General features: G+C 72.3%; 11 protein-coding genes. 5 read left to right on the top strand and 6 right to left on the bottom strand.

Annotated features, from left to right (window positions below; genetic code table 11):
* The coding region (locus CCL05_RS31550; RefSeq protein WP_244204475.1) for an NAD(P)-dependent oxidoreductase at positions 1-830 on the bottom strand (830 nt) is incomplete at its 3' end.
* A 149-nt stretch (positions 831-979) separates the two neighbouring features.
* On the opposite strand from CCL05_RS31550, the gene CCL05_RS31545 reads away from it, so the two are divergent.
* Positions 980-1,984, top strand: a complete 1,005-nt coding sequence (locus CCL05_RS31545) for a GlxA family transcriptional regulator (protein WP_425275955.1) — start codon at positions 980-982, stop codon at positions 1,982-1,984.
* Position 1,985: 1 nt separating this feature from the next.
* On the opposite strand, the gene CCL05_RS31540 is transcribed toward CCL05_RS31545, so the two are convergent.
* Positions 1,986-2,645 carry a TetR/AcrR family transcriptional regulator gene (locus tag CCL05_RS31540; RefSeq protein WP_086564098.1) on the bottom strand — a complete coding sequence of 220 codons (660 nt, stop codon included), beginning with the start codon at positions 2,643-2,645 and terminating at the stop codon, positions 1,986-1,988.
* Positions 2,646-2,825: 180 nt separating this feature from the next.
* On the opposite strand from CCL05_RS31540, the gene CCL05_RS31535 reads away from it, so the two are divergent.
* Positions 2,826-4,082, top strand: a complete 1,257-nt coding sequence (locus tag CCL05_RS31535) for a YncE family protein (RefSeq protein WP_086564097.1) — start codon at positions 2,826-2,828, stop codon at positions 4,080-4,082.
* On the opposite strand, the gene CCL05_RS31530 is transcribed toward CCL05_RS31535, so the two are convergent.
* Together CCL05_RS31530 and CCL05_RS31525 are read right to left on the bottom strand one after the other, a co-directional pair.
* Complete coding sequence (locus CCL05_RS31530) at positions 4,075-5,934, bottom strand: cellulase family glycosylhydrolase (protein ID WP_086564100.1); 1,860 nt, start codon at positions 5,932-5,934, stop codon at positions 4,075-4,077. The two genes, CCL05_RS31535 and CCL05_RS31530, sit on opposite strands and share 8 nt — an antisense overlap.
* Positions 5,935-6,016: 82 nt before the next feature.
* A complete protein-coding gene (locus CCL05_RS31525; protein WP_086564096.1) occupies positions 6,017-7,990 on the bottom strand; it encodes an elongation factor G in 1,974 nt (657 codons plus the stop codon).
* 185 nt (positions 7,991-8,175) lie between these two features.
* Between CCL05_RS31525 and CCL05_RS31520 the strand changes: the two genes are divergently transcribed.
* Positions 8,176-9,276 carry an XdhC family protein gene (locus tag CCL05_RS31520; RefSeq protein ID WP_086564095.1) on the top strand — a complete coding sequence of 367 codons (1,101 nt, stop codon included), beginning with the start codon at positions 8,176-8,178 and terminating at the stop codon, positions 9,274-9,276.
* 1 nt (position 9,277) lies between these two features.
* Here CCL05_RS31520 and CCL05_RS31515 read toward each other — a convergent pair whose 3' ends face one another.
* Together CCL05_RS31515 and CCL05_RS31510 are read right to left on the bottom strand one after the other, a co-directional pair.
* Positions 9,278-10,102, bottom strand: a complete 825-nt coding sequence (locus CCL05_RS31515) for a class I SAM-dependent methyltransferase (RefSeq protein WP_086564094.1) — start codon at positions 10,100-10,102, stop codon at positions 9,278-9,280.
* A 59-nt stretch (positions 10,103-10,161) separates the two neighbouring features.
* Positions 10,162-10,671, bottom strand: coding sequence for a metallophosphoesterase family protein (locus CCL05_RS31510; RefSeq protein ID WP_086564093.1), 510 nt, complete (start codon positions 10,669-10,671; stop codon positions 10,162-10,164).
* Positions 10,672-10,881: 210 nt separating this feature from the next.
* On the opposite strand from CCL05_RS31510, the gene CCL05_RS31505 reads away from it, so the two are divergent.
* The gene (locus tag CCL05_RS31505; protein WP_086564092.1) at positions 10,882-12,822 is read left to right on the top strand and encodes a glycosyltransferase family 2 protein; all 1,941 of its coding nucleotides are present in this window, start codon (positions 10,882-10,884) and stop codon (positions 12,820-12,822) included.
* Between the two features lie 4 nt (positions 12,823-12,826).
* Positions 12,827-13,435: a dTDP-4-dehydrorhamnose 3,5-epimerase gene (gene rfbC, locus CCL05_RS31500; RefSeq protein WP_086564091.1), complete on the top strand. Its 609-nt coding sequence runs from the start codon at positions 12,827-12,829 to the stop codon at positions 13,433-13,435.
* Positions 13,436-13,915: the final 480 nt, after the last annotated feature.

The raw sequence follows: 13,915 nt of genomic DNA, 5'->3' as shown, positions 1-13,915 counted from the left end.
CTCCTCCACGCGGCGGCGGCCGGCGGCGTCGACAACGCGCTGCCGGAGCTCCTGAAGGCGGCCATGGAAAAGGCCGCCGCCGCGTGGAGGAGATGGTCGATGGCCGCGATCTGCACGTCGACGGTGGCGTCGTCGCCCGGGTAACGGCCGGCGTCCACCTGGGGCGCGTAGGTGCTGAGGAAGCCCGCCACCGCGCCCAGCCAGCGGATCGCCACCGGGGTGAAGGCGGTGGCGGACGTCCCCTCGGCGCCGACCAGCGCGGTGCCGTGCAGCCAGCCGGTCATGGTGGCCCACATCAGCCCGAGCAGGGCAGCGTCGTAGAGGGATGCGAGGCCGGGGTCGGTGCCCAGGTGGAGGGGGTCGCCGAGGGACGCCAGGGTGGAGCGGTGGGCGTCGAAGACCTCCTTGGAGCCGCTGTAGAGGAACATCATGGCGGGGTCGCCGACGCCGGGCGGGGTGGTCATGATGGCGCCGTCGAGATAGCCGGCCCCGTGGGAGTCGGCCCACTTGACGGCCTCCTGGGCCTGCTCGGGGGAGCCGGAGGTGAGGTTGACCAGGGTTCTGCCCGCCAGGTCGCCGGCGGCCGGGTCGAGGACGGTGTACAGCGCCTCGTAGTCCAGCACGCAGGCGATGGTCAGCGGGGAGGCGGCGATCGCCTCCTGCGGTGTGGCGGCCAGGCGGGCGCCCCGGTCGACCAGGGGGCGGGCCTTGTCCGGGGAACGGTTCCAGACGGTGGTCGGGTGGCCCCGGTCCAGCAGCGCGGCGGCCAGTGCCGACCCCATCGAGCCCAGTCCGACGACGGTGACCGGCTGGCGGTGTACTGCGTTCATGCCCAACTCCTCGCGTGTCCTTGCCGGGTGACGTGTGATCACCTACGGCCACGTTCGCAGGGCATGAAGATCGGGAACAGTGACACCAGTGACGGCCTCCACCAAATTCCTGCCATAGGCTGCGGAGCATGAGTGCCGGGTCTGTCGCCGTGGTCGTGACCGAGGAGATCGGGGTCCCCTCGTGGGATCTGTACGAACTGAGCATCCCGTGCACCGTGTTCGGCAAGCCGCAGCCCGATCTGGCCGACCCCTGGTACGACCTGCGGCTGTGCGGGACCGGGGCCGGGCCGGCGGAGGGGGACGGTGCGGCGGACGCTCATGGCCTGAGCCTGCGCACCCGCTACGGGCTGGACGACCTGGTCGGTGCCGACACGGTCATCGTGCCTTCGGTGCCCGACCCGTGCGTCGAGGAGGGCAGGCCGCTGCCGCGGGCGCTGATCGCCGCCCTGCGCCGGGCTCATGACGCGGGTGCCCGCATGGTTTCCCTGTGCACCGGTGCGTTCGCGCTCGCCGAGGCGGGGCTGCTCGACGGGCGGCGCGCCACCGCCCACTGGATGCACACCGCGCAGCTGGCCGAGCGCTACCCGAAGGTGCACGTGGACGCGTCGGTGCTGTACGTGGACGACGGCGACGTGCTCACCAGCGCCGGGCTGACCGCCGGACTCGACCTGTGTCTGCATCTGGTGCGGCGCGATCTCGGCGCGCACGTCGCCAACCAGCTGGCGCGCCGCATGGTGGTGCCGGCCCACCGGCCGGGCGGACAGGCGCAGTTCATCGAGCTGCCCGTGCCGGCGGGTGACGACGAGGGACTGGCGCCCGTCCTCGCCTGGGCGCGGGCCCACCTGGACCGGCCGCTGACCGTGGCCGACCTGGCGCGGCGGGCCGCGATGAGCCCCCGCACGTTCTACCGGCGGCTCCAGGCCGCCACCGGGACGACACCGCTCCAGTGGCTCCTCGACCAGCGGCTCGGGCGCGCCCGGTCACTGCTGGAGTCGACGGACCTGCCCATCGAGAGGGTCGGGGAGCTGAGCGGACTCGGCACGGCCAACAATCTCCGCCACCACTTCCTCAGGAACCTCGGGGTGTCGCCCGGCGAGTACCGGCGGGCCTTCCCCGCAGCCGGGACGGCCGGATCGGGACGTACGCGACTCTGAGTCACCCCCGCGGGCTCCACCCCGGGGGCCGCAGGATCCCCAGCAGCTGCCGGACGAGTTCGTCGACGACCTCGTCCAGCGTCGCCTCGACCCAGCCGGCGCTCCAGTCGTGCAGCAGGCCGTTGACGCTGCCGATGAAACCCGTCGCCGCGAGGCGGTAGTCGCGGGGTGCCGCCTCCCCGCGCGCGGCGGCCGCCCGGGCTTCGGCGCAGATGAGGTCGACCCAGCCGGCCCGGCGGGCGAGCCGCTGCTCCTCCAGGCGCGGGCTGACGCCGATGATCTCGACGAACGTGATGCGGATCCGGCGCGGATCGGCGGTGACGTTCCCGGCGTAGGCGCGGAAGATGGCGGTCGCGCGCTCGACGAGCGGCAGGTCCGCCGCACCGGCGGCCGCCTCCAGCACCGCCGCCTCGGCCCAGTCGTTGACCTGCAGGTGCAGCGCCGCGAGCACGTCCTCCAGGGTGCGGAACTCCTCGTAGAACTGACGGGTCGACAGCCCGGCCGCCTCGCTGAGCGCCGCGACGGTGGTGGCGCGGAAGCCGGGGCTGTCGCCGAACAGGTGGAGCGCGGCGTCCAGGAACCGCCGGCGCCGTTCGGCCTGCCGCTCCTCGGCGGTCTTGCCGCCGTAGCGGCCGGTCGGCGCTCTGAGTCTGCCCGGCACCGGCTCCCCCTCTGTCGCTCGAACACCATCTTCGCCCGAACACCCGTCTTCGCTCGCACGCGATTTTGTCGTGGCCGCGGTCTTGTGGAGAAGGCCACCCCTTCCTTACTTTGCAGTAAGTTGACTCTGAAAGTACGTGTGTTCAGATTCCTCACCCCACCCGCAGAGGAGGGATCAGCCATGCCCGCATTCCGACGACGGCACCTGTGCTCCCTGACCGCCGCCCTGGCCCTGACCGCTACCGTTCCCGCCACCGCCGCCCACGCGGACGCCCCCGACGCCGCCGCCGCGCTGCGCCAGGTGCTGTTCGTGGGCAACAACTGGGACGGCACCGCCGAAGTCATCAAGTCCACCGGGGACTTCGCGAGGATCGGCCGGATCAATGTCGTTCCCGACAAGGACGAGCGGATGGCGGAGATCAACGCCGATCCGATCAGATGGATCGCCTTCATGACGATCCGCAACAGCGTCGGCGAGGGACACGACCAGTTCGTCGATGACATGTACTCCACGCCGGACGGGAAGTCGGTGGTCGTCTCCCGGCCCAGCTTCGCCGACGTCGTGTCGATCGACCTCGCCTCCGGGCGGATCAACTGGCGCTTCCCGGTGTCCGGTTTCCGCGCCGACCACATGGCCGTCTCCCCCGACGGCGAACGGGTCGCCGTGTCGGCGTCCACCGGCAACGCCGTGCACGTCCTGGACATCGAGACCGGCAAGCAGCTCGGCAAGGCCACCACCGGTGACAAGCCGCACGAGAACATCTTCACCAAGGACGGCAAGTACATCTACAACATGTCGATCGGCGACGTGAACACGCAGACCGACGCCCCGTGGCTGGACTGGACGAAGGGCGACCGCCGCATCACCGTCATCGACGCGACCACGTACCAGCAGGTCAAGGTCATCGACATGCGCTCGCGCCTGGACGCGATCGGCCTGAAGGACTTCTCCGACGCGGTCCGGCCGGCGGTGTTCTCGCCGGACGAGTCGAAGCTGTACTTCCAGGTGTCGTTCTTCAACGGCTTCTTCGAGTACGACCTGGCCTCCGACAAGATCACCCGCACGAAGACCCTGCCGAAGAACCCGGCGACCGGCGACGACCGCACCACCTTCGTCAACGACTCGCGCCACCACGGCCTTTCGATGAGCCCGGACGGCAAGAAGCTGTGCGTCGCCGGGACCATGGACGACTACGCCACGGTCGTCGACCGCGGCACCCTCCAGGAGGGCCCGCTCGTCACCGCCGCCAAGCCCTACTGGGCCACGGTCAGCGGTGACGGCAGGAGTTGTGTCATCTCGGAGAGCGGCTCCGACCAGGTCACGGCCATCGACTTCGCCACCGGGAAGAAGACCGTGTCCGTGCCGGTCGGGGACCACCCGCAGCGCGTCCGGCTCGGTCAGGTGGAGGCCGGCTGGACGAGCCCGTCCGCTAGCTGACCTCCTTCGCGGCCCACGCCGCCAGCTCGGAGCGGGCCGCGTTCAGCAGATCCGCCGAGGGAGCCGTCGCCCCGTTGGTCACCAGCGCGTAGTGCAGGACGCCCGAGTCCGGCGCGGTGAGCAGCAGGCGGCGGCTTCCCGTGCCGCCGGGCTCCTGGGCCACGCCGACCGGGGTGGTCGAGGTGTACGCGGGCGGGGCGTGGGACGTGGCCAGGTCGGAGACGACCGTGGTGGACGCGGTCGGGAAGCTCGCCGGCAGGTGCAGTTCGGTGGGTGCCCGGCCGCCGTCCGAGCGCCACAGCAGCAGCCCGTACTGTCCGGAGCCCACCAACTGCCGCACGCTCGGCAGCGAGTTCGGCACCGGGTTCCAGGTCAGGGTCGTCGAGCCGTCACGGGAGCGGTCCTCGTAGGTGAAGCCGACGGTCGTGCCGGCGGTGGCGCTCGGGTAGAGGCGGTCCAGGAGCCGGGCGTCCTGGCGCAGGACCGGCTTGCCCGAGTCGTCGAGGCGTACGGCGGACAGGTCCTCGTCGTTCCAGGCGTCACCGGTGGTGAGCACCTTGTCGGGGTTGCCGTTCATCAGCTCGCGGTGGCGGCCGTTGTAGATGTCCCACTGCCACTGCGAGCCGGAGAGCACCGGCCCCGAGGCCGCCGGGTCGGACCACCAGTCGGCGCCCTTCAGGCGGGAGTCGAGGGCCTGGTACATCGCCTTGAGGACGGTCGGCGCCTTGTCGGAGACGTTGCCCGCCAGCGGGTGCCCGAACTCGCTGACGACGGCGGCGGTCCGTGCGGCGGCGGCCCGGTCGCGGACCGTGCGGAAGTCGCCCGCGTACTGGCCGTCGGCCGCCTTGCCCCACATGAAGACGCCGGAGATGGCCTTCTGGTCGTAGAAGTGGGTGTTGAAGACGTAGCGGGGGCCGAGCTGTCCGGCGTCGAGCAGGCCGCCCTCCTGCTTCTGGAAGTCGATGTTGGCGTTCCAGAAGAGGTTCGGTTCCACGAAGGCGGGCTTGTCGCGCCAGCCAGCCGCGTCCATGCGGGCCCGGAACCTCTCGTAGAACGGCCACAGCACGTCCTTCTCCCAGGCGCGGCTGGTCTGCCCGGAGTCGTAGACGCCCGCGTGCGGCTCGTTGTAGGGGTCGAAGCCGGCGATGCCCTTGAACTGGTCGGCGCTCAGGTGCTGTTCGACGTACGCCATGGTCTTCTCGGCGGTGGCGAGGAAGGCGTCCTGCACGCCGTGCGCGTTGTGCCAGAAGTCGTACGTGGCCCGCTTCACGGCCTCGTTCTGGGTGATGTTCTGCCCCCAGAAGAGGCAGATCCCGCAGGACTCGTCCGGGTAGTTCCCGGCGTCCACGGCCCACTTGGGCGCGCCGTCGCCGGTGTACCAGCTGTCGGCGTCGAACAGGTGCCGGGAGTAGAGGTCCTGGTGGAAGTCGGGGTAGACGCGGATGCCGGCGTCGAGGAAGGCCTTCATCTGGTCGGTGGCGGCTGCCAGGTAGGCGGTGTCCACCGTGCCGCGCTCGGGCTCGGCGTAGGCCCAGGAGAGCAGGAAGCGGACGGTGTTGCCGCCGCCGAGGGCGCGCAGGGCGGTCGCCGACTTGCGGGCGTCGGCGACGGAGGCGAAGGGCAGGCCCTTGTTCTCCGCGAGCTTGGTCTCGCCGGAGACGTTGTAGCCGCGCAGGACGACCTCGCGGCCCGAGGCGTCGGTGAAGCGGCCGTTCTTCACGGTGACGGTCGGGTCGTCGAACCAGAGGGAGCCGGGAGCGGGCGCGGCGGCGGCGGGCGGGACGCCCGCCACCGACAGGGAGCCGAAGAGGACAGCCAGGACAATCAGCAGACGTACCCGGATAGTTGGCATGTCCACTACAGTCCGGTGATTTCAGGACACCGTCAACACCCCTGACTCTGGAGTAAGTTCCCTCTCGGCCGGCGCGCACACCTCAACCGCCCATTCTTCGTGTCACGTTCAACAAATACTCCTTCCTGTTCAGCGGGTTGTGGTCGGTGCGCGGACGCTCCGGAATCGTGCCGTGCGTGACCGGCGCATAGTGGTCGAAGGCGCTCTCCAGTTCTCCCTCACCGCGCGTCAGCCCCGGCAGCACGTGTCCGAGGGCGTGCACCCGGGCCGCCGGCACGGTGCCTTCGAGGACGCAGAGGTCGCCCCGGTTCCGCGTGGTCTCCGGTACGGCCGCGAGCCCGGCGAGGGCCGGCAGCAGGGCGCCGAGGGTGTCGGCCGGGGCGTCGACACGGAAGCGGTGCATCGGCTCGTGAACCCGTGTCCCGGCCCGCCGCAGCGCCTCGATGAGCACCAGCGGGGTGACGCCCCGGAAGTCGGCTCCGGTGCTCGACATGCTCTTGTCGAAGCCCTGGTGGGCGTGGCTCTGCCGGGGCGAGTAGCCGCTGTGGGTCATGGTGACCGTGCAGTCGGGGACCTGCCAGCCGTACAGCCCCTGGCCGAGGGTCTCGCGCACGGTGTCCTCGACGGCCTTGAAGAAGGCGTACGGCATGGAGCCGAGCTCCACCTCCAGCCGGAAGGCGACGCCCGAGCCGGCCGGTGCGGGCTCGACGCGCAGGCCGACCGTCGCGAGGAACGGGTTGGGGTCCTTCTTGTTGAGCTCCACGGCATGCCCCGTGCCGACGAGCCGTTCGACGCACAGCGGGGTGGTCTCGCGGAAGGTGACGTGGAGACCGTACTCGTCGGCCAGAGTCGCCTGGACGACCTCCTTCTGCACCTCGCCGTACAGGGAGACGGACGTCTCCTGCCGGCGTTCGTCGTGGCGCAGGCCGATCAGCGGGTCCTGTTCGGCGAGCTGGGTGAGCGCGAGGTGCAGTGCGCCCCTGTGCACACCGGCGCCGGGGACCACGACCGTCTCCAGGGTGGGCGGGGCGAAGACGTGCTCGTACGCCTTGCGGGGTTCGCCGATCGCGTCGCCGATCCTGATGTCGGCGAGACCCCACAGCCGGGCGATCTGTCCGGCGGCGACGGCGTCCGCGCGCGTGTCCGTGCCGTGGCCGAAGACGCTGATCCCGGTGATCCGGCCCTCGGCGCCGTCCGCTCCGCAGGGGATCCGGTCGCGGGTGCGCAGGGTGCCGGAGAACATCCGGGCGTAGGCGACCTTCTCCCCCGCCGGGCCCCGCTCGACCTTGAACACGGCGCCGGAGACCGGCCCGTCCGCGTCCCCGTCGGCGGCCGGCAGCAGCTCCTCGATGCCGGACAGAAGCGCGTCCACGCCCGCGCCGGTGGCGGCGGAGCCGAAGTAGACCGGGTGGACCAGGGCCTGTCGGGTCTGTGTGACGAGCGACCCGCGCAGGAGGGCGTCCGTGACGGTGTCCTCGACGTAGGCGGACAGCAGGGCGTCGTCGGTCTCGGTGAGGACGTCGAGGGCGGCGGCCGGGCCGGGCCCCGGGGTGAAGCGGGCCGCGCGCGTACCGAGGCCGGTGGCGGTTCCCATGGGCACGATCGCGGGCGTCAGGCGGGCCGCGATCGACCGCAGCACCTCCTCGTCCCGCGCCCCGCGCCGGTCGATCTTGTTGACGAAGAGCAGGGTCGGAATGCGCAGCCGCTGGAGCGTCCGCATCAGCACCCGCGTCTGCGCCTGCACCCCTTCGACGGCGGAGATCACGAGGACGGCGCCGTCCAGCACACCGAGCACGCGCTCCACCTCGGCGATGAAGTCCGGGTGACCGGGTGTGTCGATGAGGTTGACCGTCACACCGTCGAGCGGGAACGAGACGACGGCGGACTTGATGGTGATGCCACGCTGCCGCTCCAGCGCGAGGGTGTCGGTACGGGTGTTCCCGTCGTCGACGCGGCCGACCTCGTCGATCACCCCGGCCGAATGGAGCAGCCGCTCGGTCAGGCTGGTCTTACCTGCGTCGACATGGGCGAGAATTCCAAGGTTGAGCAACTGCACGAAGCGTCATGTCCTTCGGAGAGAGGGCCGTTCCTGTCTGGGGGGACATGGACGCAGTGCGCATCTGGGGCTCCTCGGGACTCGGTGACGTCGTCGACCCGTGCAGTGCAGCAGACCGGCCCGCAGGGCCACAACGGAATTAACCGCCGACGGGGTACCCGGTGGCTTTGTGGAAGGAGCCGGTCGTGCGTGACATCCTCCCGGTGCTCGGCCGCTGGTACGCCGCCGGGCTCCCGTTCGGGCTCGCGACGGTCGTCGAGGTCAGCCGCAGCGCGCCGCGCGACCCGGGCGCGGCGATGGCGGTGGGTCCGGACGAGGAGGTCGTGGGCAGTGTGTCCGGGGGCTGCGTCGAGGGCGCGGTGTTCGAACTGGCGCAGGAGGTCGTGGCGAGCGGCGAGGCCCGGCTGGAGACCTTCGGCTACAGCGACGAGGACGCCTTCGCCGTCGGCCTGACCTGCGGCGGCGAGATCACGCTGCTCGTGCGGCCCGTCACACCGGAGCTGGATCCCTCCTTCGGCACGGTCGTGGACCGCGTCGCGGCCGGAGAGCCGGTGACCCTGGCGACGGTGACCGACGGCCCGGCGCCGCGCGGGGCTGCGCTCGCCGTCCGGCCGGACCGGGTGTCGGGCACGCTGGGCGCGGACGGCCTGGACGCGGCCGTCACGGCCGACGCGCGCGGCGAGCTCGCTCTCGGTGCCACCGGCCTGCGGCACTACGGGCCTCGGGGGCAGCGCCGCGAGGACTCCGTCAGCGTGTTCCTCCAGTCCTTCGCGCCGCCGCCGCGGATGCTGGTCTTCGGCGCGATCGACTACGCGGCGGCCGTCGCCCGCATCGGCGACTTCCTCGGCTACCGGGTCACCGTCTGTGACGCCCGTCCCGTCTTCGCCACGCCCCGGCGCTTCCCCGAGGGCGTCGAGGTGGTCGCCGAGTGGCCGCACCGCTACCTGCGGAACACGGACACCGACGAGTGCACGGTCGTCTGCGTCCTCACCCACGACCCCAAGTTCGACGTACCGCTGCTCCAGGAAGCACTGCGCCGGCCCGCCGCCTACATCGGGGCGATGGGCAGCCGCCGTACCCACGCCGACCGGGCGCGGCGGCTGGCCGAGGCCGGGCTCACCGAGCGGGAGCTGGCCCGGCTGCGCTCACCGGTCGGGCTCGACCTCGGGGCCCGTACGCCCGAGGAGGTGGCGGTGTCCGTCGCCGCCGAGATCGTCGCGCTGCGCTGGGGCGGCAGCGGGGCCCCGCTCACCGCCACGGAGGGAGCGGTGCATCCGCCCCGCTGAGTCAGAGCCGGGGGCCGTCGTCGGCGGGCCGTCGGCCCCAGGCCGAGATCATCGGTGAGGTGGCGAGGTCGAGGCGCCCGGCCTCTACGTTGGCGAGGTGCCGGTCGATCTCGTCGTCGGTGGCGAGGCCCTCGGCGACGAGCCGGCCCCGCACCTGCCGGACGGTGGCCGCCTCCAGGACGTCGCACGCGGGCGAGGTGATCGGGAAGTAGGCGTCGGCCTCGACCTCGACGAGGCCGGCCTCGCGCAGCAGCCGGGGCAGCCTGCGTCCGTAGGCCAGGTCGGCACCCCGCTGCCGCAGCAGCTCACGGAAGCCGGTGCGGAGCCGGTTGGCCAGCTCCTGCTCGGGGCCGTGCTCGTCGGGGCAGATCAGCGGCTGGAGCGCGGGGTCGGCGTCCTCCACCAGCAGCCAACCGCCGGGGCGCAGGGCCTGGACCATGGTGCGCAGCGCGGCGTCGCGCTCGGCCACGTGGACCAGGACGAGGCGGGCGTGGATCAGGTCGAAGGGCCCGGCCGGGGGTTCGTCGCGGCCGACGTCGTGCCGGAGCACCTCGACTCCGTCGGTCACGGCCGCCTCGGTCCAGGACACGTCGATGTCGGTGGCGAGTACACGCCCGCGCGGCCCGACGCGCTCGCGGAGCCACGCGGCGACGCTCGGGCCGCCGGCCCCGACCTCCCAGCACCGCCACCCCTCGGCGACGCCGACCTGATCGAAGTGCCGGAACGTCGAGGCGTCGAAGAGGGCGGACAGCGCGTCGAAGCGCGTACCGGCCTCGGCCTGCCGGTTGTCCAGGAGGTATCCCTTGTCCCGCTTGTCCCGCACCATGCGCCGATCATGTCACGGCGGTTCGACGGCGGATCCACGGCGGTCGGAACCGGTGCGGGTCAGCGGGGTGTGCGGGGCGGCAGCCGGTGCAGTTCGACGTCGGTGAGCCGGCCGTCGGCGACGGCGGCGGTCAGGTACGTGCAGTGGGGCTGGCGGCGGCGGTCCGTCGGGGAGCCCGGGTTGAGCAGGCGCAGGCCGGTGGGGGCCGTGGTGTCCCAGGGGATGTGGCTGTGGCCGAAGACCAGCACGTCGAGGCCGGGGAATCGGGCGGCGCAGCGCTTCTCCCGGCCCTGGGCGGGGCCCGTCTCGTGGATCACGCCGAAGCGCAGCCCGCCCAGGTCCGCGTACGCCACCTCGGGCAGCCGGGCGCGCAGGTCCGGTCCGTCGTTGTTGCCGTACACGCCGACGAGCCTGCGGCAGCGCTCTTCCAGCAGGTCGAGGGTGGCCGTGTCGACCCAGTCGCCGGCGTGGAACACGACGTCGGCGTGCGGGAGTTCGGCCAGCAGCGGGGCGGGCAGGACCTTGGCCCGCTTCGGCAGGTGAGTATCGGACATGAAAAGCAGGCGCACCTTCTCACCCTAGAGGCTTCCCGCCGCCCCGCCCGGGAACCCGGCCGATCTTCGAACAGACGGACTGCGCAGCTCAGTTGCCCCGTGGCCGGAGATGATCACGGCCAGGTCTCGAAAGGTGAGGCGGCATCGCCGGCCGGGTTAGCATCGGGCATCGCGCAAGACAACAGGACGTCTACGGCAAGCGACCCGAAGGGGCCCGGAAACTCGATGCCGGTCAAGGTCAGCGTCATCGTCCCCGTGTACAACCCGGGGATCTACATCGAGGACTGCATCGCCTCGCTGCAGAGGCAGTCGCTGCCTCCCGACGAGTACGAGGTGATCTTCGTCGACGACGGCTCGACCGACGAGACACCGGCCCGGCTCGACGCGCTCGCCACCGAGGACTCCCGGATGAAGGTCATCCACCAGGAGAACTCCGGCTGGTCGGGCAAGCCCCGCAACGTCGGCATCGAGGCCTCCCGCGGCGAGTTCGTCATGTTCGTCGACAACGACGACTACCTGGGCGACGAGGCCCTGGAGCGGATGTACGACTACGGCGTGGCCAACGGCGCCGACGTCGTCGTGGGCAAGATGGCCGGCAAAGGCCGCGGGGTGCCGGTGGAGCTGTTCCGCCGCAACCATCCGCGCGCCACCGTCGAGAACGCCCCGCTCATCGACAGCCTCACCCCGCACAAGATGTTCCGCCGTGCCTTCCTGGACCGCATCGGCCTGCGCTTCCCCGAGGGCCGGCGGCGCCTGGAGGACCACGTCTTCATCGCCGAGGCGTATCTGCGCGCGGAGAACGTCTCCGTGCTCAGCGACTACGTCTGCTACTACCACCTCCGGCGCGACGACAGCTCCAACGCCGGCTTCGAGCGTTTCGATCCGGTCGGCTACTTCAAGAACCTCCGTGAGGCCCTCGACGTCGTCGAGCGGTACACCGAGCCAGGACCGGTGCGCGACAAGCTCTTCCGGCGCTGGCTGCGCGTGGAGATGGTCGAGCGGCTGCGGGCCCGCCGCCTGCTGAAGCTGCCGGACGACTACCGCAGGGAGCTGTTCACCGAGATCCACGAGGTCGTCGTCGAGCGGTTCGGTCCGGGTGTCGCGGCCGGGCTCCAGCCGACGCAGCAGGTCGTCGCCGCGCTGACCGCGGCCGACCGGTACGAGGACGTCGTGTCCTTCGCCCAGTGGGAGGCGGGTGTCGCCCCCAAGGCGGCCCCCGGGCACGTGGAGTGGCGAGACGGCTCCCTCAGCCTCGGCTTCACGGCCGAGTACACCTCCGGCGGCGAGCCGATGACCTTCCCCGCCGACGCCGAGGCGACGCCGCTGGACGACGCGCCGAAGGACGTCACGGAGGCGGTGGAGTGGGTGGCCGCGCAGACCGCCGCGCGCTTCGGCCAGGCCACCGCCGACCTGCTGCTGCGGGAGCGGTCCAGTGCCGCGCAGTACTTCCAGCCCGTGCGGCTCACGCGCGAGACCGTGCCCGTCGGGGACGGCGAGGAGGTCCGGCTGGCGCTGCGGGCGACCGCCACCGTCGATCCGGCCGACCTGCCGCGGGACGGCGTCTGGGACGCGCTCGTCCGGGTCAAGCTGGGCGGCTGGACCAGGGAATGCCGGCTGGGCCCGGCGCCGACGGAGAGCCGGCCCACGCCGGATGCCGGGGTCGTCGCAGGCCGTACGGCGCTGCCGTACTGGACGGAACCGCACGGCAACCTCTCCCTGGAGCTCGGCCCGCGCGGCAAGCGCCTCGGGCTGGGCCGTGTGCAGCAGTCCGCCGTCACCGTCACCGGGGACCAGGTGCGGGCGCGGCTTCCGCTGTACGTCCCCGGCGAGACCGAGGTGCGGCTGCGGTTCGTCTCCGCCCGGCAGATCTTGGAGGCGCCCGGCACGCTCTCCCCCGCCGCGGGCGGGACGGAGGCAGCACTGGCGGCGGCCCTGCCCGCGGAGAGCCTCTCGGGCGGGGTGTGGAGGGTGGCCCTGTGTCTGGCCCCGGACGCCGCCCGGCCGCTGTACACCGGGCTGCCGTTCGCGCTGCGCGCGGCGGACGGGCGTGTGCAGGTGGCGCCGGTGCCGCAGCCCGGTGTCGCACTGCGGCTGGCGCGGCGAGCGCGGCGCGTGCTCCGTGCCGCGCGCCGGAAGGTCTCCCGTCTCGGGATCGGAGGGCAGTGACAGCATGCGACCACTGGGCATAGAGGGCGCCTGGGTTCTGGAGCCCAAGGTCTTCCCGGACGACCGGGGCAGCTTCCACGAGTGGTACCGGGGCGCGGAGTTCCGCGAGGCGACGGGCCACGACCTGTCCCTGGCCCAGGCCAACTGCTCGATCTCCCGGCGGGGCGTGCTGCGCGGTGTGCACTTCGCGGATGTGCCGCCCAGCCAGGCCAAGTACATCACGTGTGTGCGCGGTGCCGTCCTGGACGTGGTGATCGACATCCGCGTCGGCTCCCCCACCTACCTGCAGTGGGAGGCCGTACGGCTCGACGAGGACACCCGGCACGCGGTGTTCCTCGCGGAGGGGCTGGGCCACGCGTTCATGGCCCTGACCGACGACGCGACGGTGGTGTACCTGTGCTCGGAGGGCTACGCCCCGGAACGCGAACACGGCATCCACCCGCTCGACCCGGCCCTGGGCATCGAGTGGCCCGACGGAATCGAGCCGCTCCTGTCCCCGAAGGACGACCAGGCCCCGACCCTGGCCGAGGCGGAACGCGAGGGCCTGCTGCCGTCGTACGAGACGTGCCTGGCCTATTACGAGGAGCTGCGGGGGCGGCAGGGGGACGGCTGACGCCGACCACGCCACGCGGGGCGTCGCGGGCCCGGACGGGGCGCGCAGCCGCCTGAGGCCGGCCCGGAAGGCCGGGCGGGGTGCGTGCCAGGTCGCGGCGGCGAGGTCGTGCGGGCGCCGTCCGGTGCGGCGGCGCCGCGTCCGTGCGAACACGAGGTTCCCGGCGAGGGCGTACGCGGGTCACGCGCCCCGGCCCTGCGAACGCCGGGGGCCGAGGAACAGGTCTGCCTCGCGGTTCACGCGGCGCCCCCATCACGCCGTACGACCAGCCGCCGCGACGCCCCGACACGCCGGAGGACCCGTCCGCGGCGCGCAGGCGGCACGACGGAGGCTGCGCGGGCGCGGAGGCCGGTGCCGGTGGCTGATCGACACAGGCGCCGCAGCAAGAGGCACCCCTGCACCCGGCCCCGTGGCCAGCACTCCGCGGAACGGCCGGGTCACGTCCCCCCGGCACGCCGAAGGCCCGGGCGCGTGCAGCGC

Origin of the sequence: Streptomyces africanus, assembly GCF_002150735.1 — a bacterium.
In the GTDB taxonomy this organism is placed as follows: domain Bacteria; phylum Actinomycetota; class Actinomycetes; order Streptomycetales; family Streptomycetaceae; genus Streptomyces; species Streptomyces africanus.
Note: the sequence above shows the minus strand (reverse complement) of the source record. Positions and strands in the feature narration are given on the sequence as shown.

Coding starts and splice junctions, on each gene's coding strand:
- CCL05_RS31530 (WP_086564100.1), bottom strand. CDS start 5,934: ATGCCAACTATCCGGGTACGTCTGCTGATTGTCCTGGCTGTCCTCTTC.
- CCL05_RS31535 (WP_086564097.1), top strand. CDS start 2,826: ATGCCCGCATTCCGACGACGGCACCTGTGCTCCCTGACCGCCGCCCTG.
- CCL05_RS31505 (WP_086564092.1), top strand. CDS start 10,882: ATGCCGGTCAAGGTCAGCGTCATCGTCCCCGTGTACAACCCGGGGATC.
- CCL05_RS31515 (WP_086564094.1), bottom strand. CDS start 10,102: ATGGTGCGGGACAAGCGGGACAAGGGATACCTCCTGGACAACCGGCAG.
- rfbC (WP_086564091.1), top strand. CDS start 12,827: ATGCGACCACTGGGCATAGAGGGCGCCTGGGTTCTGGAGCCCAAGGTC.